At 35.0% G+C, this 25,094-nt stretch carries 13 protein-coding genes; 10 read left to right on the plus strand and 3 right to left on the minus strand.

Features of this window, described 5'->3' with window-relative positions:
• Positions 1-30 precede the first annotated feature (30 nt).
• Both IC221_RS07920 and IC221_RS07925 read left to right on the plus strand, forming a co-directional pair.
• Positions 31-3,075 (plus strand): GH92 family glycosyl hydrolase, encoded by a 3,045-nt coding sequence (locus IC221_RS07920; protein WP_188168441.1) that lies wholly within the window; start codon positions 31-33, stop codon positions 3,073-3,075.
• 66 nt (positions 3,076-3,141) lie between these two features.
• Positions 3,142-5,382, plus strand: coding sequence for a GH92 family glycosyl hydrolase (locus IC221_RS07925; protein ID WP_188168442.1), 2,241 nt, complete (start codon positions 3,142-3,144; stop codon positions 5,380-5,382).
• A 282-nt stretch (positions 5,383-5,664) separates the two neighbouring features.
• Here the strand turns inward: IC221_RS07925 and IC221_RS07930 are convergent, their stop codons facing one another.
• Complete coding sequence (locus IC221_RS07930; protein WP_188168443.1) at positions 5,665-6,144, minus strand: glutathione peroxidase; 480 nt, start codon at positions 6,142-6,144, stop codon at positions 5,665-5,667.
• Between the two features lie 202 nt (positions 6,145-6,346).
• Here IC221_RS07930 and IC221_RS07935 point away from each other — a divergent pair, with 202 nt between their 5' ends.
• Positions 6,347-7,789 carry a LysM peptidoglycan-binding domain-containing protein gene (locus IC221_RS07935; protein WP_188168444.1) on the plus strand — a complete coding sequence of 481 codons (1,443 nt, stop codon included), beginning with the start codon at positions 6,347-6,349 and terminating at the stop codon, positions 7,787-7,789.
• Positions 7,790-7,849: 60 nt separating this feature from the next.
• On the opposite strand, the gene IC221_RS07940 is transcribed toward IC221_RS07935, so the two are convergent.
• Positions 7,850-8,785 carry an FkbM family methyltransferase gene (locus tag IC221_RS07940; protein ID WP_188168445.1) on the minus strand — a complete coding sequence of 312 codons (936 nt, stop codon included), beginning with the start codon at positions 8,783-8,785 and terminating at the stop codon, positions 7,850-7,852.
• A gap of 546 nt (positions 8,786-9,331) precedes the next feature.
• Positions 9,332-10,666 carry a flippase gene (locus tag IC221_RS07945; protein WP_188168446.1) on the minus strand — a complete coding sequence of 445 codons (1,335 nt, stop codon included), beginning with the start codon at positions 10,664-10,666 and terminating at the stop codon, positions 9,332-9,334.
• Between the two features lie 99 nt (positions 10,667-10,765).
• On the opposite strand from IC221_RS07945, the gene IC221_RS07950 reads away from it, so the two are divergent.
• The 7 genes from IC221_RS07950 (at position 10,766) to IC221_RS07980 (ending at position 25,087) form a co-directional block, all read left to right on the plus strand.
• The gene (locus IC221_RS07950) at positions 10,766-11,953 is read left to right on the plus strand and encodes a glycosyltransferase (RefSeq protein WP_188168447.1); all 1,188 of its coding nucleotides are present in this window, start codon (positions 10,766-10,768) and stop codon (positions 11,951-11,953) included.
• A 30-nt stretch (positions 11,954-11,983) separates the two neighbouring features.
• Positions 11,984-14,500 (plus strand): YfhO family protein, encoded by a 2,517-nt coding sequence (locus IC221_RS07955; RefSeq protein ID WP_188168448.1) that lies wholly within the window; start codon positions 11,984-11,986, stop codon positions 14,498-14,500.
• Positions 14,501-14,604: 104 nt separating this feature from the next.
• Positions 14,605-15,816: an NAD(P)/FAD-dependent oxidoreductase gene (locus IC221_RS07960; protein WP_188168449.1), complete on the plus strand. Its 1,212-nt coding sequence runs from the start codon at positions 14,605-14,607 to the stop codon at positions 15,814-15,816.
• A gap of 255 nt (positions 15,817-16,071) precedes the next feature.
• A complete protein-coding gene (locus IC221_RS07965) occupies positions 16,072-18,615 on the plus strand; it encodes a TonB-dependent receptor (RefSeq protein WP_188168450.1) in 2,544 nt (847 codons plus the stop codon).
• A gap of 137 nt (positions 18,616-18,752) precedes the next feature.
• Complete coding sequence (locus IC221_RS07970; RefSeq protein WP_188168451.1) at positions 18,753-20,003, plus strand: hypothetical protein; 1,251 nt, start codon at positions 18,753-18,755, stop codon at positions 20,001-20,003.
• Positions 20,004-20,140: 137 nt separating this feature from the next.
• Positions 20,141-24,199, plus strand: a complete 4,059-nt coding sequence (locus IC221_RS07975; RefSeq protein ID WP_188168452.1) for a hybrid sensor histidine kinase/response regulator transcription factor — start codon at positions 20,141-20,143, stop codon at positions 24,197-24,199.
• A gap of 165 nt (positions 24,200-24,364) precedes the next feature.
• Positions 24,365-25,087, plus strand: a complete 723-nt coding sequence (locus IC221_RS07980) for a T9SS type A sorting domain-containing protein (RefSeq protein ID WP_188168453.1) — start codon at positions 24,365-24,367, stop codon at positions 25,085-25,087.
• Positions 25,088-25,094: the final 7 nt, after the last annotated feature.

A 25,094-nucleotide genomic window follows, 5' to 3' on the forward strand; every position in this document is an offset into this window, starting at 1 on the left:
CTTCAATATATACTTTACTATTAATATACAATGAATCGATTCTCCATTTCTTTTTTGTGGATTCCACTCCTTTTTGGGTGTGTGTCCCATCTAAATAACGTTGCAAGCAGTGCTCAAGACGAGTCTGAAATTATTTCTTACACAAAATATGTTGATCCGTTTATCGGAACAGGTGGTCATGGACATACCTTTCCAGGTGCTACGGTGCCATTTGGTATGGTACAGTTAAGTCCTGATACCGGTGTTGAAGGATGGGACTGGAGTTCTGGATATCACGTTTCAGATTCTTCTGTTATGGGATTCTCACATACGCACCTTCAAGGAACAGGTGGCGGAGATTATGGAGATATTTTATTTATGCCGACCGTTGGTGAAATCAAAACAGAGCCAGGTTCTAAAGCTAATCCTGATGAAGGATACCGCTCGCGTTTTGAGCATGTAAATGAGCAAGCCGACCCAGGGTATTATTCTGTATTTTTAGAAGATTATAAAGTATTAGCAGAGTTAACAGCAACAACAAGAGTAGGTGTACACCGCTACACTTTCCCAGAGTCTGATGCTTCACATATCATTTTAGATCTAAAGCATGGTATTTCTGATACAGCAAGAGAGACATGGTTCCAAGTGAATGGCGATAATGAGATTGTAGGTTTAAGACGTTCATCAGGTTGGGCAAGAGATCAGTACATTTATTTTGTAGCTCAATTCTCAAAACCTTTCAAATCGATCCAAGGTGTAAAAGGTAGTGAATTGATCGATAACGCTACTAAAGTGGAAGGTGATGATGTGAAAGCCGTGATCAACTATGATACAAAATTGGATGAAGAAGTGGTGGTAAAAGTAGCCATTTCTTCGGTGTCAATTGACGGAGCTCGTAAAAACATGGAAGCAGAAACTCAAGGCTTCGACTTTGAGGCCGTAAAAAGACAAGCTGATTTAACTTGGAATGAAAAGCTTTCAAAAATTGAAGTAGAAGGTGGAGATCAAGTACAACGTACTATTTTCTATACTTCTTTATACCATTCTATGACGGTTCCTAACGTATTCATGGACGTTGATCATCAGTATAGAGGAATGGATCATAAAATTCATAAAGCGGAAGGATTTACAAATTATACTTTATTCTCTTTATGGGATACTTTCAGAGCAACGCATCCATTATTTACATTAACATCGCCAAAAGAAAATAACGATTTTATCAAATCAATGTTGGCAAAATATGAGCAATCAGGTCAGTTGCCAGTTTGGGAATTAGCTGCTAATGAAACAGGAACAATGATTGGTTTCCACTCAGCACCTGTAATTGTGGATGCAATGTTGAAAGGTCAAACTAATTTTGATGAAGAAAAAGCATATGAAGCATTAGTAGCTGCAGCTGAAGATCCAAGAAGAGGTTTGAACTGGTTTAATGCTGAAGGATATATTCCAATGGAAAAAGAAGCAAACTCTGTTTCTAAACAAGTGGAATATGCTTATGATATGTGGACGGTAGCTCAAGTGGCAAAGCGTTTGGGTAAAACAGAAGATTACAAAAAATACAGCAATAGAGCCTTAAATTATAAGTTGTTATTCAACGAGGAAACAGGTTTTATCAGAGGGAAAGATTTATATGGTAATTGGGTGACACCTTTTGATCCAATGAATATTTCTTTATTGGGAGCTGGTGAATATACAGAAGGAAATGCATGGCATTACAATTTCTTTGCTCCTCAAGATGTGAACGGATTGATTGAATTGCACGGTGGTGATGCTGGTTTTGTAGCAAAAGTGGATGAAATGTTTGAGCAAGAAGCTGTAAATGATAACCATATGGCACATGATGTGACAGGTTTGATCGGACAGTATGCTCAAGGTAATGAGCCATCGCACCACGCCATTTATTTATACAACTACGCAGGTCAGCCTTCTAAAACACAAGCAAGAATCCGTCAAGTGATGGACGAAATGTACACAGCCGAAAGAGATGGTCTTTCAGGTAATGAAGATTGTGGTCAGATGTCGGCTTGGTACGTGTTCTCAGCGATGGGCTTCTATCCTGTAAACCCCGCCAACGGAGAATATATCATTGGTAGCCCGATTTTCTCAAAAGTGACCATTCACTTAGATAATGGAAACGATTTCGTGATTGAAGCGAAAAACAACGACATCAATAACCTTTATATTCAAGGTGCAACTTTAAATGGTAACCCATTTGATAAATCATTTATCACACATCAGCAAATAGAAGAAGGTGGAAAAATCACATTTGAAATGGGAGCCTCAAAATCGACATGGAGTGAGGCAAAAGAAAGTCGTCCTGTTTCTTATGCAATTACACCTGCTGAAGAAGCAGAATTATTAGAAGTAAAAGAGCAAGTGTTCCGTCCTGCCATTACTAATAAATCCGTAATCTTTAATACAACGGCAACTGTTGGTTTAAAATGTATCACTCCTGAAGTGAAAATTTACTATACATTGGATGGTTCTACACCTTCAGCTTCTTCTACAGAATACACTGAGGTGTTTACATTGGATCAATCAACGATGGTAAAAGCAATTGCAATCAACGAACATGGAGCGTCAAGTAAAGTATCAGAATTTGATTTCAAAAAAGCCTATTACAATACTGGTGAAGAATTCCCTAAGTTGTCAATCAACTATGAGAAAAACGCTTCTTATGATGCAGGTGATAATGGTATTTTGAATGGAGAATATGCGTCAGATAACTTAAGAGATGGTAAGTGGGATGGTGTTTCAGGACAAGACTTGGAAGCTGTTGTGGATTTAGGTGAGCCAAAACAATTGCACCAATTGTCTATGGGCTTCTTGGAAAATACATCTTCATGGTTATTCTTACCTCAAAAAATCACATTCTACGTTTCAAAAGACGGCAAAGAATTTACAGAGGTAAGTCAACAAACAGTTGAAATGCCAAATGATCACCCAGTGATCAGCGTAACAAGATTCTCAGCTGAAGTGAATGGCACTTACCAATATGTAAAAGTGGTAGCCGAGCCTTTCGAGAAATTACCAACCTGGCATTTAGGGGCAGGGAACACACCTTGGATGTTTACAGATGAATTAGTGATTGAATAAAAAAAGCCAATTATAAAGGCCCCATGCATATTATTTAGCATGGGGCTTCATTTCAAAATAGATGCAATGAAAAAAATATTTTACTTATTAACTCTTTTCTTGAGCACTTCACTTTTAGCACAAGATTATACAGAGTATGTGAACCCATTTATCGGAACTTCAAATTACGGAGCAACCAACCCTGGAGCAATTGCACCAAGAGGTATGGTTTCAGTCGTTCCTTTTAATACATCAGGCAAAGGCAATAAAATGGAAAAAGACAGCGATTGGTTGTCCTTTCCTTATGCATATGAAAATACCATTTTCACAGGTTATAGTCATGTCAACTTAAGTGGTGTAGGTTGTCCTGATTTAGGAGCTGTTATTGTAATGCCGACAACAGGCGATTTGAATATTCATCCAACAGAATACGGTACCACTTATTCAAAAGAAACAGCCAAGGCAGGGTATTATTCTAATTTCTTAGAGAAATATCAAGTTGCAACTGAAGTGACGGCGACACAAAGAGCAGGGATTAGTAAATATAAATTCCCAGCAGGTAAAGCCAATTTACTTTTGAACCTAGGTCAAGCTCTTTCAAATGAAAGCGGTGCCATGGTGAAAGTAGTCAATGATCAGGAGATCGAAGGCATGAGAATGATAGGGTCTTTCTGTTATAACAATCCTCAGACTATTTACCCGGTTTACTTCGTGATGAAAGTAAATAAGAAAGCGGATAGAACAGGAGTTTGGCAACAGCACAATAAAATTGATGGCATTGAAGCACAATGGATGTCAGCCTACAATGGTCAGCAACGAATTATTGAAGATGCTTATTACCCAATCATTGGTGATTCATTAGGAGCTTATTTCTCTTATGATTTTGAGGTAGCGACTGAAGTAGAAGTGAAAATTGGTATTTCTTATGTAAGTATCGAAAATGCAAGAGAGAACTTAGAAAAAGAAGTTTCAAACGTTTCATTTGATGAAATTGCCAACAGAGCTAAAGACAATTGGAATGAAAAATTATCAAGAATTGAAGTAGAAGGTGGTTCTGATGATGACAAAACCGTTTTCTATACAGCCCTTTACCATTCTATGATTCACCCGAACGTAATGAGTGATGTGAATGGTGAATATCCAGAAGCAAAAACACGTAAAACAAAGAAAACAGAGGGTGAACGTTATACTGTTTTCAGCCTTTGGGATACGTACAGAAACTTACATCAATTGATGACTTTAGTTTATCCAGAGCAACAATTGAATATGGTCAATACCATGTTGGATATTTATGATGAAACAGGTTGGTTGCCAAAGTGGGAATTAAACGGAACAGAGACATTTACAATGGTAGGTGATCCTGCCGCAATTGTTGTAGCAGATACTTATTTAAGAGGACTAAGAGGTTTTGATGAGCAGAAAGCATTTGATGCCATTCTTAAATCAGCTTACCCTGTTGAAGGAGGTAACCCAGTAAGACCATGTGTAGACAATTACATCAAATACGGTTATGTTCCTGTAGAAGATGAATTAGAAGATAAACTTTGGGGTTCAGTTTCTACAACATTAGAATATACGGTTGCGGATTGGAGTATTGCTCAGTTTGCAAAAGAATTAGGAGATCAAGAAAAGTACAAAGAGTTCTATAACCGTTCAATGGGTTATAAAAAGATGTTTGACAAAGAGTCGAACTTCTTAAGACCGAAACACATGGATGGTAAATGGCACGAACCATTTGATCCAGCACACGGTGCAAACTTTGAACACAATATCGGGTACGTAGAGGGAAATGCATACCAATATAACCTAATGGTACAATATGACATCCCAGGTTTAGTAAAGCAGTTTGGTGGTAGCAAAGCTTTCGTCAACCGTTTGGATGAGATCTTCGAAAAAGATCAGTTTGATATGGCCAATGAGCCTGATATGGCCTATCCATATGCATATAACTACATCAAAGGAAAAGAATACAAAACACAAGACAAGGTAATTGAATTGAGAGAGAAATATTTCACTAACAAGCCTGACGGTATTGCCGGAAACGATGATACAGGAACAATGTCAGCTTGGGTAGTCTTTTCTATGATGGGCTTCTATCCGGATGCTCCATCAACACCTCAATATGCTTTAACCACTCCAGCGTTTGACAAAGTGACGATCAAACTAGATAACGATGTTTGGGAAACTGATGAGCTTGTCATTAAAAAAGAAGGAGGAAATACAAACCATATTCAATCCATCAAAGTGAATGGAAAAACGAAGAAAGGATACTTTATTTCTCACAAAGATTTAGTGGGAGCAAAGGAAATCATCTTTACTACAAAATAGAGAATCACTACAAAGTGTATAAAAAAAGTCAGGGCTGAAATGCCTTGACTTTTTTTTTATGCACTAAGCAGTTGCACATTTAAAATTGGGATAAGTTGAATTATTATTTTTTAGTATAATCAAGGCAGAATAGAAGAGCATAGCCGAAGCTACGTGATGATATTCTAACGCAGAGTAGGCTAAAAAAGAAAATCCAAAACTTCCTATTTTAATTGTACAACTGCTTAATATTAGGTCGCTATCTGTTTAATTTCAAAAAAACGCCTGACATCAAATTAAAATCTATAATACTTTCAAAATATCACCTTCGATTTTTTGAGGTTCAGTATTTGGAGCAAAACGCTTTACTGGATTTCCATTTTTATCAATTAAGAACTTTGTGAAGTTCCACTTGATGGCATTGATAAGCGTTCCGGGTAATTCTTTTTTCAAAAACTTGAAAATGGGGTGAGCGTCTGATCCGTTGACATTCACTTTTGCTGTTAATGGGAACGTTACTCCATAGTTTAATTGACAAGTAGAAACCATGTCTTTATTTTCTACTGGTTCTTGACTAGCAAACTGATTACATGGAAAACCAATGATCACTAACCCTTTATCCTTGTATTTTTGATATAGTTCTTCTAATCCATGAAACTGAGGAGTTAAACCACATTGTGTTGCCGTATTAACGACCAATACCGTTTTTCCTTCGAAATCACTCATCGCAATATCTTCGCCCAAAGTGTTTTGAGCAGAGAAGTCATAAAAAGGTGCACTCATTTTTTTAACGTTGGAATGTTGATTTAATATGTAAATTAAAGATGATTATTTAAAAGTGAATAATCAATCATTTGTTTAGAATAACATATAAATGGGGGGAATGTTTTTAAAAAATGTGTATTTTCATACATGATAACGATAATTTTCATAGATTAGATTATTGTAAATAATTACTCCTTAAATAGATTCAACTTTTTTGTTTATGACAATTCAGGAACTTCAAGAACGCTATCAATTTAATCGAGAAACTCCAATTGTAATTGGTGATAGATGTAAAGTTTTCTACGGTAAATTAGAGGAAGATGCTGTACTCGTTATCTCCGATCTTTCTCCAAGAATAATAGCGAAAGAACCTGTTGATTCATTTGAAGCTGGAGCCACTTTTTCTTTTGAAGGGACTTCAGAAAATTCCGATACTTATGTTTTTGGCTCTATTCAATATACGATCCGTATGTTGGATAATTATTCCGAAGAAATTCAAGAGAAGGTAGAACTGATCATCAATGAAAAGGATGAAGAATCATTGAGGCAGCATGAAAAAGACCTTTTGTTTGCTTTAAAATTACCAGAGCTGGATCGTACACAAAAACTACTTGATATCAAGAGCCTTTACAAGCAAGAGTTGTATGACGAGACTTTCAAGGCTATTGCTTATGATTATGCAGATGATCTTCTTTTGGATGGAGAAACTTTGTATTTATTAGGTGATATGTGCGAGAAAGGAATGGGTACTTTCAGAAATATTGATCAAGCTAGACAATTTTTTGCTCGTGCAGCCGAAGTAGGAGTGACTAATGCTCAAAAGAGGGTAGAATTGATTGATGAGGAATTAAAGCGTACGCAACCTACACCTGAAAAAGAGATAGAAACGACAGAGGCAGTTCCTTCTACCACAAGATTGAAAAGAAAGTCTGGTCCGGTAAACAGGAGAAGAGGCTTGTCGAAAAAAAATAAAATAAGATATACGATTATTGGTTCATTCTCTTTTATTTTGGGCCTATTTATATCCACCATTTTTAGCTTCATTCTTTCCTTTTCTGGAAATTCATCAGTCTTAGCTACTGACGAAACAGAGCAAACAACATCTGCTGCTGACGAGCTACTGACAGAATCAGATGTCTTTTTTAAGAAACTTGAAGGAGATGTTTTAAAGCAAATGGCTGACCTTAGAAATTACGAATACGGTATGGCTAAGCTGAAAGAAGGGGTTACGATGATTGAACAAGCTGAAAGGACAAATGAATTTACTCCTGCCCAAGAAAAAAGACTGACGCAATTGAGCGGCTTCATAATGGGGCAGATTTCGGCGATGAATGATAATAAAAAGGAGGACTTTTGGATCAAACACAAAAGTAAAGCTGGAGAAACAGTAATCAGTATTGCCAACCATTACAAAGTTCCTGAGAAAAAAGTATTGGATGCTGAAGGAAAATCACTTTCAATGGATCGTATTTTTAAAAATAATGAAACAGTCAAAGTTGGAATTCCAGCACTGTTTTTTGATCATAAAATTTTACCTGGAGAAAGTATTGGTACTATTTCCAATAAATATGATATACAACCAGAAGATATTAGAAAACTGAATGAATTGTCATCTGATGTGATTCATCCAGGACAAGAATTAAGAGTTTATATCAGACAATAAAATAATCTCCATATCAATAAAAAGAGTAGCTCAATGAATGATTTTTGAGCTACTCTTTTTTTATGAATTGGATTTGAAGAAATAGAAATAAAATTTAATCAGTCTTCTCCTAAATCCTTTGACATTGACATATCTATAAAACTTCATAAAGTATCGATTTCCTTCCTCGATATCTTCATTATCTAATTTAGAAATTGATATTTCGTTGGTGACTTCTGTTTTGAATGGATCCCAAAATAACTTTCCGCTATTGACACCACTACCGTCCATTCCAATATTATTAACCAATGATTGAGAAGTGTTTAAACAAATACCTTTATTTAAAAGGATACTTGCTCCCCATTTGATCGCCCAAGTTTTAATTTCCCCATTTAAATTTTGAACCAATTGCTTAGTGCCATGGAAATACCCATTGAGGTCTAATGTTTTTTCTAATTTTTGATTGTTTAGGTTCTTAATTAAAGACTCTGTATCAGCATTAAATAATTTCCAGGAAGTTTTCCAAGTTGCCCATCCCCAGCACGACATATGTGTCGAGTAAAATGAAGTAGCAGTAAAGTTATTCTTTTGAAAAGGGGATTTCGGAAGATAGGCATTAATATGCATTACATGATCATCTTCTCTATATAGTTCCAAGGCTTCATTCATAAATTTTAGAAATCCTTGAGAAGTGACAATGTCATCTTCCAAAATGATCGCTTGCCCATGCTGCTCGATCACTTTTGAAACTCCTTCAATAATCGAAGCCGCAAGCCCTTTATTCTGATCACTTTCAATTACTTGCGTTTGTTTAGACCAATATCTTTGATTTTTAACAATATCTCTTGTCGCCTTAATCGCTTGTAATTCCTCTTGAGAAGCATCATTTCTTGGCCCATCACAAAAAATATAGAAAGGCGAATCCTGAAACTCAGGATTTTTATGAATAGCCATTAATACTTGTTCGGCGTGCCAAGCTCTATTATAGACAAATAATATGATAGGGGAATATGACATTAGTATTATTAAAATATATAGATCATTAAGTACATTGTAAACTAAATTATCATCAACTTTCAGTCGACCTTTCTATAAGTAATTATAGTATCTACTTTCAAACTTCCTTCTTCTTCATTTTTGTCTTGAAATAAAAAGAAGCAAAAAATTCAAGGCTTTGAACGCAAAAGCTAAATTCCATTCCTTTCGCCTCAATGATTTTAAACTCGCTGCGCTTAAACAGCAAAATCATTCTTAACGGCTCAATACATGAAATTCTTGACGCTTTTCCCTTCAATGCCGGAGTTAGAACTACTAAACGAATTGAGTAGAAAGACCACTGGCGCGAATGTTAAGCGATAGCGTCATTCGTGCCCTACAGATCATCAGAAATCTCCTGATTTCTAAATGCCATAAATATTCGAAAGCTTATTTTACAATGTATTTAGTGATTTCTCTTCCTAAAAAAACGTGGTAAAAGTAGTGAAAAAAAAGAATTGAAAAGTGTAATTTTAGTTAAGATGAAAATTGCATTTCGGAAATGTGTGATTTCGTTAGCTTTAAACCTTAGTTTCTTTTAAAGACTTTTCTAATAAAGTAAATCATAAAGAAAGAACGCAATTGAGCCAATCCGATTACGATTGTCTTTTTAAAGAAAAAGTTCAATACAAAGGCGGTAAAGAAGACCGTGAAAACGGAGGCAAAAGCAGCACCATTTGTTCCATATTTAGGAATCAGTAAATAATTCAAAAGCACATTGAGTCCCATTGAACAAAAGCTGCTGATCATGATAATGTTCCTTTTGTTCGTCAAGATAAGGTAGTTTCCTCTCATGCCTCCATTGTATTGAAAAATTGCACTTATCATCAATATTTTGAGGTTTAGTGCGGCTCCTGCAAATGCTTCTCCATATAAAATGTCAATCACCAAATCAGCTAAAATCCAGGTGAAAAAGACACCAACATAACTAATTCCGGTTAGCATTGAAGAGATACGTTCATACGAAGAATTTAAAGAATTAATCCCCTTCTTCCATTGTTTTGTAAGTTCTGGAAATAATGAACTTCCAAGGATAGTATAAATAGCTGTAGAGATCATAAATAATTTTACGGCTCTACTATAAACTCCTAAAGCCTCATCACCAATCATTCTTCCAATCATCACTTGGTCTATCTGAGTATAAACCGTGTAGGCAAATGCTGATAATAATAAAGGGAGGAAGGAATGAAGATATTCTTGAAATAACTGTTTTGAGAAAGAAAAATAGACTGGTTTTCTAAGTTTAAAATAATGGTAAAGGAGTAATAGGGAACCCACAAACAACTCTAATAAAAAAGCCCCAATAAAATACGTAAGCTCATAGTTGTAAATGATGAGATATACTTTAACTAAAGAAGCTAGAATAAACCCAGTGGTTTTTGATATTACGGTGAACTTGGAGAGTAAATTGGCCTGGAAATCAAACGTTATTACTTCAGTTACTTGAATTAGAATACTACTTGCTACCAACCAACCAATGACTATCTTCTCAATATCGTTTTCAGCATAATATTGTAATAAAAACCCTGCGCCAAGAAATGAAACGATGGATATTATTATTCTAAGAGAGAGAAGTGTAGAGAAATTTTTGATATTTTCTTCATGAGAAACCTCTACAAAGTTTTTTATGGCAACCCTTTCAATTCCTAGGGATGAAAAAATAAGGAAAAAGCTAGTGACAGATACAGAAAAATCCCAAATACCAATGTTTTTAGGTCCAAGGTATCTACTCACCCAAGCATTGATCAATAACCCTCCAACCATTCGAATGATTCGGTCCAGTACAAGCCAATTAATATTTTTCAAAATTGAACTTACACCTTCTTTCTGATACCAACCTCTAATTATCTCTTTTATCTTCACCAGTATACTTATTTAGGTATATTTTTCAGATTACGTTTTATAATGCCTTTTTTGTGACCATATTTGTGCACAAATATAGAGATAAACCTTATTCTTTTTATGAAAATCGTCCATATCAGCACATATCCTAATGGAGGAGCCGGCAACGCAACCATCCGTATGCATAAAAGCTTATTGGAAAATGGTGTTGATTCAAAGGTCATTACCAGAGACTATACCTTGGATAATGAGGGCGTAAAGGCTTTTAACACTTCCGTGTGGTTTAGAAAAGTCTCTACACTTTGGAAGATGATTAAAATTTTACCTAATACCTACAAGGCAGAGCCGGATTGTGAAGGGTTTTCATCACCTATGTCTTTGTATCATGTTCATAAACATGAAGATGTAAAAGAGGCTGACGTGGTAATTATTCAATGGGTCAGTAATTTTTTGGATTATTCTACTTTTTTTGAAAAGATTGATAAACCCGTTTACTTGTATCTCCACGATATGAATCACTTTCATGGTGGTTTCCATTATTCTGAAGATGTAGAACGCTTCATTCAATATGAAAAACTTGAAAGTCTCTTCAAAGAAATCAAAAGAAAAGCGTATGCTGGGAAAGATATAGAAGTATTAGCACCTTCACAATGGATGATTGATCTATCTCAAAAAAGTGAATTGTTGGGAGCATTTCCTCATCACAAAATGTTTTATGGTTTGGATCCTCAAAGGATGAAATATCATGAACAGTCAGTGGCAAGGACATTATTTAATTTACCAGAACACGGTAGAGTCCTTCTTTTTGTCAGTGAAAGAATTTCGAATAGAAGAAAAGGCGCTACTTTGTTGATTGAGGCTCTAAAAAAAGTGAAATTTAGTGAGAATATTTCCATTTTGGTGGTCGGTAACTATGATAAGTCTATCTTTGACGCCGAAAATGTTTTTACAACAGGTGTACTGAAGTCAGAAAAAGAAATGTCAATGGCTTATAGTGCTTCAGATTTATTTATCTTGCCTAGCCTGGAAGATAATATGCCTAATGTGATGTTGGAAAGCTTATATTGTGGTACTCCTGTCATGTCTTTTAGCAATGGAGGGATGAAAGAAATAATAAATGATACAAATGGTATAATTATTTCAGAGATAGGAGTAGATGCATTGGCAGAAGGTATACAACAATGGGTGGACCATCCGCCGGTATTTGAAAGGAAGCAAATTAGAAAAGATATCACCGAAACGTTCAACTTGAAGGCAAGAGGTGAAGCTTTAAAAACTTTAATAAATAAAAGATTACAAACAATTTAGAACCATAGAGTTCTGGAATATACGTCGATTATGAGCAAAGGAAATCTTAAAAAATACAGCTGGTTACTTGTCATTCCAGTATTTTTTATCCTAACGGTGATCTATTTTAGTCCCGAGTTTTTTGATAACAAATCACTACAACAGAGCGATTTAGTCCATTTTGAGGGTATGTCACATGCTTCTCAAGTAGAAGCAGAGAAAACAGGTGAATCGCCACTTTGGAATTCAGCCATGTTTTCAGGAATGCCTGAGTTGTTGACTTCAAGTTTAAAAGGAGATCCAACCCACTTCCTGTATTCATTATCAATGTTGTTTATGTATGACAGCTTTGAAACACCAATGACGGTGATGCTTTTGATGTTAGGAGTTTGGATTGGATTGATGTGTTTTAGAGTGAACCCGTGGGTAGCGGCTTTCATAGCAGCAGCATTCTCTCTGAATACATTTTATATTACTTCTTTAGAAGCTGGACACGTTACAAAACTATGGGCTATTGGTTACGGAGGACTGATTTTAGGATCTATGCGATTAATATTTGATCGTAAATTCCTTCTTGGAGGGGCGTTGATGGCATCTTCTGTTGCTTTAGAATTAAGAGCGGGTCACTACCAAATTACTTATTATTTATGTTTTGTGGTATTGATTTACGGCTTATCTGAATTGTACTTTGCTTTCAAAAATGGAGAGCTCAACACTTTCTTGATGAAAGTTGTTCCAATCGGTATTTTAGCAGCAAGTTTAGGAGCATCAACTCAGCTTTGGAGAGTGTGGACTACTCAAGAATATGCTACTTATTCTATCCGTGGTCAAAAAGAACTATCGGCATTACCAGGACAGGAGAACAATCATACAGAAGAAGGTTTAGATAAAGATTACGCTTTTAGCTGGAGTGAAGGTAAAATGGAATCTTTGACTTTACTAGCACCTAACTTCTTTGGTGGAAGTAGCCAAGAAAGAGTTTCTGAAGATGGTCCTTTGGCAAAACAATTAGAAAAAGTAGCAGGTAGACAACAAGCTAAAAATATTGTTCAAAACCCGAATTTTAAATTACCTCTTTATTTTGGAGAACAACCTTATACAGGTGGTCCAATTTATCAAGGTGTATTAATATCTTTCTTCTTTATCTTAGGATTATTTGTACTGGATGCAAGACAAAGATCTTGGTTAATTGGAGGTACATTAATTACGTTGATGTTTGCTTGGGGTAAACATTTGCAGTGGTTCAATTACACTTTGTTTGATATTCTTCCAGGAATGAACAAGTTCAGAACACCTGCGATGGCGTTGGGTGTAGGCTGTATTGTGATGGCATTAGGTGCTGCACTTGGTTTGAGTAAGGTAATTGAAGAAGGTTGGAATGAAAAAACACAAAAAGCATTTCTAAAAGCAGGTGGGACTACACTGGGTCTTTTGATTTTGATGTGGATTGGTGCAGGAATGATGGATGTTAGTGGTCCAAGAGATGCTGCGATTTTCCAACAAATGTTTGGTTTGAATGATCAAAATATGATTCGTCAGTTTACGAATGCTTTAGATGAAGAAAGAATTTCATTGATGAGGGCAGATGTAATGCGTTCTATTTTCTTCTTATTAGCGGGCTTAGGAGCAATTTTCGCTTTTTCAAAGAAGAAATTGAGCACTTCGTTGGTGATTGTTGTATTGGGTGTATTGACTTTAGGAGATGTTTGGGTAGTAGCTAAACGCTATGTCAACGAAGCCTCTTTCCAAAAGAAAACCAACAAAACATTCCATGCCGCAAATGCCGCAGATAAGGAGATCTTAAAGGACAAAGACCCTAATTACAGAGTACTTAATTTGACAACAAATTCTTTTAATGAATCAACTACCTCTTATTTCCACAAATCAATCGGAGGTTATTCAGCAATAAAATTAAGAAGGTATCAAGATCTAATTGAAAGAGCCATTTCAAGAGAAATGCAAGTTTTAGCGAATGGTATTCAAAAAGGAGATACTTTATCCGTAAAGGCTACTCCTGCATTGAATATGTTGAACATGAAATATGCTATTTTAGGGCCATCTGCTCAAGCAGTATTCAGAAACCCTAATGCTTTAGGAAATGCTTGGTTTGTAGATAAGGTAATAAAAGTAAATTCTGCAGATGAAGAAATGGAAACTTTATCGACAATTAACCCAAGTTTCCAAGCAATTGTAGACGTCAACAAATATCCAAATGCCAATATTGCTACAAGCTATAATGAAGGAGATAATATTAAATTGACTTCATTTAATCAAAGACGCTTGAAATATACAGCAGAAAGTAAAAACGGTGGTTTTGCAGTATTCTCTGAAGTGTGGTACCCTGCAGGATGGGTAGCCAAAATTGATGGGGAACCTGTAGATATCGTATGTACAAATTATATTTTAAGAGGTATTCATATTCCTGCTGGAAAACATGAAATCACTTTTGATTTTGACCCTAATTCATTTGTAGTTGGTGGTTTGATTTCTAAAATAGCAAGTTACATCACACTATTGCTTCTTTTTGCAGCAGTGGGGTTGATTGTTTACAACGAAACAAAGAAATAAGTTTACTTATAGCATAAATAAAGTAATCAAAGAGCGAAGTCTTCACCGGCTTCGCTTTTTTTGTAGTTGATCGAATTAGTTACCTTTGCTCAAAATTGAGAAAAATGAAAATAGGAGTTATAGGAGGAGGTGCTGCAGGATTTTTTGCAGCCATACATTCGGCGGAAAATAATCCAGAAGCTGAAGTACATATTATTGAGAAAACAAGTAAGGTATTAGGAAAAGTAAAAATATCTGGTGGGGGAAGGTGTAATGTCACGAATGTGATTTATCAGCCGGTTCCCTTATCGAAACATTATCCAAGAGGTGAGAAATTCCTTAAAAAAGCATTTGGCCATTTTAATAGTCAAGACACTGTAAAATGGTTTGAAGATAGAGGAGTAAAGATCAAGGCGGAAGAGGATGGACGAATGTTTCCTGATACGGACGATTCTCAGACTATCATTGATTGTTTGATGAATGAGGTAAGACGATTAGGTATTCAATTAAGATACAGCACTACGGTGCAAAGCCTTACAACTTTAGAAGAGGAGAGCATTGGTTTAGAGATTGATGGACAACAAGAGGTTTTTGATAAAGTGATTGTTTGTACCGGAGGACAACCTAAGATAGAAGGTTTCAATTGGCTTAAATCATTAGGGCATAAAGTTGAAAGTCCAGTACCTTCATTATTTACCTTTAAGATCAATCATAAACCACTCACTGCTTTAATGGGTTTATCTGTTCCTAATGCTAAGATAAGAGTAATTGGTGAGAAAAAACTGGTAGAAGAAGGACCATTATTGATCACACACTGGGGAATAAGTGGACCTGTTGTATTAAGAACTTCGGCTTGGGGAGCTAGAATATTATCCGATAAAAATTATCAATTTTCAATTCTTGTATCGTGGCTGAACAATTATACCGAGGAAGAATTAAGACAATATATCTACGAACAGAAAGAGGTTTTAAAGAAAAAGCAGATTAAAAATAAGAACCCTTTCCAGCTTCCTCAAAGGTTATGGGATTATTGTCTGCAAAGGATTGAAGTACCTGAAACCAAACTTTGGTTAGATCTTAGTAAAAAAGAACTGAATAAGCTGATCAATTTCCTACTTTCTGATCAATATGATGTGATAGGTCAGACGAAGTTTAAAGAGGAGTTTGTGACTTGTGGAGGAATTAGTCTTTCTGATATTGATGTGAAAACGATGGAAAGTAAGAAAGTAAAGAACTTACATTTTGCAGGTGAGATCATGGATATTGACGGAATTACAGGTGGTTTTAATTTTCAAGCTGCATGGACAACATCATTTATAGCATCAAAAAGTAATTAATATCTTGAAATAGTACAATTATATAAAGACTTTACTGTACTATTTTAATATAAATTCGATGTTCAAAATTTAACACTTAAGTAGTAGTGTTAAATTTTGAACAATGCTCTTTTATCTAAAACTAACAATCATGGGAATATTATTAATAAAATATAATACATCCCATAACAATGTTCATGATTTGTTTTTGTGATCTTAATCCCTACAACTTTGATTCATCTCAAACAGAGAAAAGAAGAAAAGTACAATAATTACATGAAACAAATCTTACCTAATTTATTTTTATTACTACTCATATCTTTCACGAGCTTAAATGCTCAGACTACACTAATCTCAGGTATTATCAATGATCAAAATGGAGATCCGTTGCCTGGAGCTGTAATATATGAGAAATCAAATCCTTCACACGGTACAGCAGCTGATTTTGAAGGACAGTTTCAAATTGAAGTGAAAGAAAATGCTACTTTAATAGTTCGTTTGATGGGCTTTCAGGAACAAGAAATTGTGGCTACTCAAAATGTGAAAGTGATCTTGAAAGAAGATGCGACAGAATTGGAGGCCATTGAAATTGTTGGTTCAAGAAGCCAAAATAGAACGGTTACTGAAACGCCAGTGGCTATTGATGTCATTAATTTAGAAGAAGTGACAGCGGCAACTGGACAATTGGACATGAACCAATTATTACAATACGTAGCACCTTCATTCAATGCGAACCGTCAGTCAGGGGCAGATGGAGCGGACCACGTTGACCCTGCAACTTTAAGAGGCTTAGGTCCTGACCAAACATTAGTTTTAATTAATGGTAAAAGAAGACATCAATCTTCATTAGTCAATATTTACGGTACAAGAGGAAGAGGTAATACAGGTACTGACCTTAACGCTATTCCTATGGCTGCAATCGAAAGAATCGAGATTCTTAGAGATGGAGCTTCGGCTCAATACGGTTCAGATGCTATTGCGGGTGTGATCAATATTGTATTAAAGAAAAACAGTGAAGGTGTAAATGTCAATATTGGAGCAGGTGTGACTTCAGAGGGAGATGGAGCGACTGCGAATATGGACGTAAACTATGGAACAAAATTAGGTAACGATGGTGGATATTTGAACCTTACAGGTCAATATCAATTCAGAGATAGAACTAACAGAGTACCTGAAGATCAAGAAGTATTTAGAAATTATGTTGGTGATGCTTTGGCCCAAAGTGGTGGAGCATTCTTTAACGCGGGTTTACCATTGTCAGAAAATACAGAAATTTATGCCTTTGGTGGAGCCAATTACCGTCATGGTGAATCTTATGCATGGACACGTACAGCAGATGATGACAGAAATGTTCCAGGAATTTTCCCTGATGGATTCGATCCAAATATTATTTCAGACATTACTGACTTCTCCATCAGTGCTGGTGTGAAAACAAATTATAAAGACTGGAAAATTGATTTTAACAACACTTTCGGTCACAACGAATTCAAGTATTCATTGAACAATACAGTGAATGCATCAATGGGAATGTTGTCACCTACAAGTTTTTATGCAGGTAAACATTACTTATCTCAAAATGTAACAGGTGTTGATGTTTCAAAATATTACGATGGAATTTTAGAAGGAATGAACATCGCATTTGGTTCTGAATTTAGAATTGACACTTACGGTATTGGTGCTGGCGAATATGATTCCTATGCTCAATATCCAGGCGGTACTGGTGGAGCTCCAGAAGGTGCACCGGGTGGATCTCAAGGTTTCCCAGGTTTCAGACCTGAAAATGAAGTGAATGCTCACAGAACAAACGTTGCTTTATACTTGGATATTGAAACTGATATTACTGAAAAATGGATGGTAGCTATCGCTGGTCGTTATGAAAACTACAGTGATTTTGGCTCAACATTGAATGGTAAAATTGCAACAAGATATGAATTTTCTCCAGCCTTTGCTATGAGAGGTTCAGTAAGTACAGGTTTTAGAGCGCCTTCATTGGCTCAAAAGCACTATAGTTCAACATTTACAGATGTAGAGGGTGGAGTGACAATTGATAAAGTAATTGCGCCAAACGACAGTGAATTAGCAAAGGCTTTAGGTATTCCTGAATTATCACAAGAGAAAGCGTTGAACGCAAGTTTAGGTTTTACATTAAACCCAATGGAAGGTCTATCTTTAACGGTGGATGGCTATTATGTAGCAATTGACGATCGAATTGTATTGACAGGTGCATTTACAGATGATGATCCAGATATTGGAGACGATTTGAAAGAATTGAATGTAGGTGCAGCACAGTTTTTTACCAATGCTTTGGATACAAGAACTTATGGTGTTGATGTTGTATTAGCTTATACATATCAGATGGACTTACATAATTTCATGGCTTCCGTAGCGGGTAACTTTAACCATATGGAATTGGGAGAAATCAATACAAATGAAAAATTAGAAGGGAAAGAAGATATTTATTTTGGTGAAAGAGAGCAGATGTTCTTATTAGCATCAGCTCCGAGAAGTAAATTCAATTTTTCTTTAAGCCATAACTATAAAAAATTATCATCAATGATTCGTCTCAACAGATACTCTGAAGTAGAGTTGATGAACTGGGATGGAGAAGTTGATCATTACGCCCCAAGGGTGACAACAGACATCGCTATTACTTATGCTGTTAGTCCAAAAGTGAACTGGACATTAGGTGGAAATAACATTTTCAATGTTTACCCAACAAAACAAGATCCTTTAGCTACCGAATCAGGTGGTTATCATGATGCTGTTCAAATGGGATTCAATGGAGCTTATTTCTATACTAAACTTGGTTTCACTTTTTAAATATTGTGATTATTGTGTTAACCTCATTGCCGATTGGTGATGAGGTTTTTTTTGCTTAAATTCTCCTTGAAATTAGTATTGAAAGCAGATGCTCTATGATGAAATATTCTTTTCCAATTCTCTTATTACTCTTTTTAATGAGTTGTCAACCCCAAACTACTCCAACCTGTAAGCTCCTTGATATTGGTGAGATAGGATTGAAATGTGATTCGTTAAGGTCTGTTGGAGCGAATGCAAAAGCAGCAAATTTATACTTTAATACAGGATTACAAAATCAATCCAGTGAGCTTTTTGTCTATGCAGCTTGGCAATATGGAGAGGCTAATTTAGCAGATTCATCACTTATTGCTATAAAGAAATCGATTCAATACGGTTTAAATAATCCATATATTCTAGAGAAGGTAGGGATAGAGGAAAATACTAAAAAAAGTCCTCTCAGAGAGGAAGTAGATCAACTTTTAAAACAGATTGAAAAACGAAATACAGAAGTTCAAAATTTTGAAATTGTCACCGCTCCAGTAGATCGTTTCTGGAACTACTTTAATAAAGCCCTTGATGATACATTAAATGCTAAAATTTACCTTACTAATTATATATGCGAGGGTTCAAATGCTCTAAAAGACTATTACCATATTCGCTATGAAAATGTGGATAATATGTACAACGTGATGATCAAAAGAAATCCTGACTATTACCTGTATCTAAGGAAATATATTACTTCCCAAATGCTACATCAAGTAGCAGAAGAATCTACAGAGATGATGCGAAAGTTTGCAACACTTTATCCAAAAGCCGTTTTCCCAAAGACTTATATTGTTCCTGATCTGATCAATGGTTCTGGTACCCTAACAGAATCAAGTTTGTATATAGGAGTAGATATGTTTGCAAAATCAGATAGCATGCCTTTGACTAATTTAAACGATTGGCAAATGGGAACAATTACGGAATTTGAGAATATGAAATTTGATCTAGTGCATGAATTAATGCATTTCCAACAGTCGTATTCTGATTTCGAAGGAAAGGAAATCTTATTGGGGAAGTTGATCGAAGAAGGATCTTGTGATTTTTTAGTGTCTTTATTGACTAAGAATAATAAAGTAAGTCCTGGAGTGCAGAGAAATCTTGATTATTTATCAGATCAAAAAAACTATGATTTTGTAATGGATGCTTTAAAAAAAGAGCTTTACAGTCATGATTTATCGAATTGGATGCACAATGGAGGGGGCATCAAAGATAGGCCTAGTAATCTTGGATATACAATGGGTTTCTTGATTTGTCAATCTTTTTATGAAAATGCAGAGGATAAACAAAAAGCAATTAAAAAGATACTGACAACTGATGATTTCAAAGAGATAATCCGTAATAGTAAATATAAAGAGATCCTTTAAAAGAGACTGATTAGATAATAAAATAATCAAAAACAGGTGACAGATTTTATAACAATTGAATCTGTTTTGATGGCAGGCTTATGGATTTAAAAATATCATTAATTTAATGCTACTTTTTAAACGATCCTTGCTTTAGTATGAAATACTTATTGACTCTTTTTATTACTTTTCTTCCCATTTTTTCTTCTGGACAATCCAATAATTATTTTGAAAGAATCACAAGCAATAACGGATTAAGTCAAAATGATGTTTTGTGTATTCTTCAAGACCAAAAAGGCTTTCTTTGGTTTGGAACAAATGATGGTCTTAACCGGTATGATGGCTATAGTTTTAAGCGTTACGGCATTAATCCAAATAGCGATATAAGTTTAAATAGTAATCTTATTTATAAGATTGCAGAGGATGAAAATGAGAAGCTATGGATTGGTACAACTGGACAAGGATTGAATGTTTTTGATCAAAAAAAGAATAAAATTTCCTCAATTACGACCAAAGATAAAAGGCATCAAGGGTATTTGAGTAGTGATTATATCAAGGAACTATTGATAGAAGAAGATACTGTTTGGGTGGGTACCAGAAATGGACTCGACAAAATTGTTTTTAATCTGCACACTGGAAAAGCTTCTATTGTAAATGTATTGATCAATAAGAGTAAAGATAATCTTGAGGTAAATTCGATAGTAAAAGATAGCAATGGATCTTTTTACATAGGAACCACAAAAGGTCTTTTTCTTATCAATAGGAAAAATGAACTTCAATTCGAAATCCAAAATCTGAATGATGAAATAACTGTCTATGATATCATTATTAAAAATCAAAAAGTAATATTAGCCACTCTAAGCGGTCTTTTTGTATATGATCAGGAACATTTTGAGAGAATAAATCATCAGAGTTATACAGTACTTTTGGATCATATCGGAGATCTCTTTTGGGCGGGTACAAATCAGGGATTACAGCTTTTGAAACTAACAAATTTCGAAGTTAGTATTGAAAATGAATTTATTCATCAAGTAAATGAGAGTAATAGTCTAAGTACTAATAGTATCAGGTCACTTTGTAAAGATCATACAGGGATGCTATGGATAGGAACTTTTGGAGGAGGCGTGAATAAATACAACATTCGTAAAGAACAGTTTCACCATATCCACAAAACACAAAATGTTCAAGGACTTTCTAATAATACAATTAAGTCTTTTGGAGTAAGTCAAGATGGACATTTGTTGATAGGGACACGAAAAGGAGTCAATGTTAGTACGTTAGGTGATCTTCAAAAGGAAAGAATTGCTTTCAAACACTTACCCATAAATTCAGCGGTGTGTGTCAAAGATCTTAAAGTAAATGATACTTATAAAATGTTTATTGGAACCTCCAATGGTAGTGGTCCTTATTGGTTAAATTATGAGAGGGATGATTTTAAAATAGAGCCTTTTCAGGCCTATAAAGGAGCGGTTTTTAGTATAGTACAAGATGAAAATGGGATACTTTGGTTAGGTACTTATTTTGATGGATTACTAAGGTTTAACCCCAAAACCAATCAATTGACAAAGTTTAATAAAAAGACAACGCCTTATTTTCCATCAAACACGGTCAGAAGTCTTTTAACGGATAGTGACCATAATCTTTGGGTGGGAACGGACCAAGGTTTAGTGAAAATTAGGAGAGAGGAAAAATACTTCAATATCCCAACATTTCAAGTATTCCGGCATGACTTAAATAATAAATGTTCCATCAGTCATGACTATATCCTTACAATTTTTGAAGATAGAGGTCAACACATTTGGGCAGGTACTTTCGGTGGAGGGTTAAACAAACTAGAAGATGGCCTCAAAGGTCATTTTAGACGATACACCACATCAGACGGATTACCGAATAATACTATAAAAGGAATTCTACAAGATGAGGATGGAAACTTATGGGTAGCTACGAATAAAGGGTTGTGTAAAATGAATACTACCAAAAATTTGTATGCTGTCTATGATGTAAGTGATGGATTGCAAGCCAATGAATTCCAAGAGCAAGCATGTATACAATTAAAGGATGATAAAATGTTTTTTGGAGGTATAAATGGGTTGAATAGTTTTTATCCCAAAGAAATAACGATCAATCATGTACCTCCAAAGGTAAGAATTACTGCTTTCCACTTATGGAATAAAGAAGTGAAAGTTGGTGAAAAAATAGAAGGAAAAACAGTATTGGTCAATGAATTGAATTCGCCTCAAAAAATCCAATTAGATCATAATGAGAATAGTGTTTCGTTTGAATTTTCAGCTCTACATTATCTATCACCGGCTAACAATAAATATCAATATAGATTAAAGGGATATCAAGAAAATTGGTTGAGTGAACCAGCTTCAAGGCGATTTGTGAATTATACCAATTTACCACCTGGGATCTACACTTTTGAAGTTAGAGGAGCAAACAATGATGGTGTATGGTCCACTGAACTAGCTCAAGTGAATTTTCAAATCTTTCCCGTTTTTTGGAAGACAAATTGGGCTTATGGTACCTACTTTTTGTTCTCTATTGTTGTTGTATTTATCTTTTTTCGATGGCTGAAAAAGCGTAGAGAGATGAAGAATAACCGATTAATAGATCATCTGGAAAGAAAGAAGGAAGAAGAGATTCAAGAGATGAAACTCCAATTTTTTACTAATATTTCTCACGAATTTAGAACTCCATTGACCTTAATTAGTGGCCCTTTGGATTACCTTGATGAAAATGAAGAGGACCTTACTAATCAACAAAGGCATAATCAATATAATTTAATGAAAAAGAACAGTGCTTTGTTGTTGAAGTTGGTCAACCAAGTACTTGATTTTAGAAAAATTGAAGGTGGAAAATACGAATTGGAATTTGAGAAAAAAGATATCATTGAATTCATCAAGAATATCATTGACTCATTTCATCCATTGGCAAAGAAAAATCAAATCAAATTTGATGTAGAATTACCAACCTATTCAGTGGCTTTTCTTTTCTCTGCTGATGCTGTAGAAAAGATGCTTTACAACTTACTTTCTAATGCTTTTAAGTTTAATAAAGTTGGAGGGAATGTGAAGTTGAAGCTAAGTGTAGTTGAAGACTTTTGTGTTATTACTGTTCAGAATAGTGGTACGGGAATTTCTAAGGAAAATGAGAAGAGGCTTTTCGATCGTTTCTTTACCACAAAAGGTAAAATATCAGATAGTGATCATAGTTCTGGGATTGGTCTTTCATTGACAAAAAGTTTAGTAGAGTTACATCATGGAAGTATAGAATTTGATAATAATAAAATGGAAGGAGCAAAATTTGAGGTGAAAATCCCTATGCATGAAGCGTATTACTCAAGAGATACCGTGATTCAAAACAAACCTTCAGAACATAAAAATGTAAACGTACAAAACCATGATTCTGAATTAAACTTTGTCAATCAAAATCGCATAAAAGAGAAACCTGTTGTATTATTGGTAGAAGACAGTGAAGACATGAGGTTTTTCTTAAAAGAAGGAATCATAAACCACTTTCAAGTTCTAGAAGCAAGTAATGGAAAAGAGGCATTGGAGATACTCAAAAACAGGACACCCAACCTTATTATAAGCGATATTATGATGCCTGTAATGGATGGTTTAGAGTTTGCTAAACTTTTGCGTTCTAATAAAAACTTTGATCATATTCCTTTTATTTTTCTCACCGCCAAAACCGCCGAACAAAGTCAAGTGATGGGCCTAAAAGCAGGAGCTGATGATTATATCTGTAAACCATTTAAGATGAATATTCTACTTCAGAAAATGAATAATATTATCTCCTACAGATCATCTTTAATCAATGCGTTTGAGGATGAGAGGGTAATTCGTCCCAAAACAATAGATATGATTTCTACCGATAAAGCGTTCTTGGAGGAAGTCACTTCAATCCTTGATAAAAACCTAATGAACTCCGATTTTAATGTGGATGCTTTGGTTGAAATAATGGGGATAAGTAGAACAGGTCTTTATCATAAATTCAAGGATTTAACAGGACTTTCTGCAGGAGATTATATTCGTAGATACAGGTTGATGTGTGCACATCAATATTTAGAAAAAACAGATTGGAGTATCAAAGAAGTAATGTATCGGTCGGGCTTCAATACCACCTCTTACTTTGCAAAGTGCTTCAAGAAGCAATATGGAAAGTTGCCAAGTGAGTTCAGAGAAGAATTCGAAAATCATGAAAGCAAATAGTTTGGTGGTTGTTTGATTTATTTACCTGGAAAACAAATGTTCAAAATTAGAGATCAAATGTTTAAGATCTTGATTTTGAATAAATAGCATCTTTTAAATCTTCATGTTTATAGATATTTGAATCATATTTAAACACCTGAAGATGATGAAAAGAATATTACTTATATGGATGTGTGGCTTTATTTATCCATTGGTTTGAGAGCACCTTACAGAGTTTTTGATGCACCAGATGGCTATGCTGAAGGGGTAGATACTTATCCTAACCCTGAAGCTTCTATAAGAGATAAAGATTTATTCCCAACAACGATGTTAGTGGATTATGTGAGGGTTTGGCAAAGAAATGAAGCATGGGTACAACATTCAGATTCTAATTTTAAAAAAGGGAAAAATAAAGTTTCCGTAAAATATTCAAGCGTAGGAACTAAAAATTTACAACTTCAAATTATTAATAAAGATGGAGAGGTTGTTCATCAAACAATAAAAACTATTGAAGGGCAGGGTTTTGTAGAATTTGATGTGGATATGTCGGAGTATACAGAAGGAAACTACTCATTTGTGACTACCCTTCTGAAAGGGCAAATGGAGGAAATTTCAACGCATCAAAAGACAATCCCAGTTCTCGATAAAATAGAGGAAACACCGACAAGTCTTGATGTAGAAAATCAACTTATTCAAATCTATCCTAATCCCGCTACAACTCTACTAAATATAAAGTCACATGTTGTCGATGATTACCAAATCATAAGCTTAACAGGAAAAGTTGTTCAAGAAGGTGAAGTGAAAATAGGAGAGAATCAAATTGAATTAAATGGACTGAAAGGCAGCCTTTATTTTGTTCATCTGATGGAAAATAATTTCACATCAAAACTACTAATTCAAGGAAACTAATCGAATA

It is taken from the genome of Flammeovirga sp. EKP202, assembly GCF_014534745.1.
Lineage (GTDB): Bacteria > Bacteroidota > Bacteroidia > Cytophagales > Flammeovirgaceae > Flammeovirga.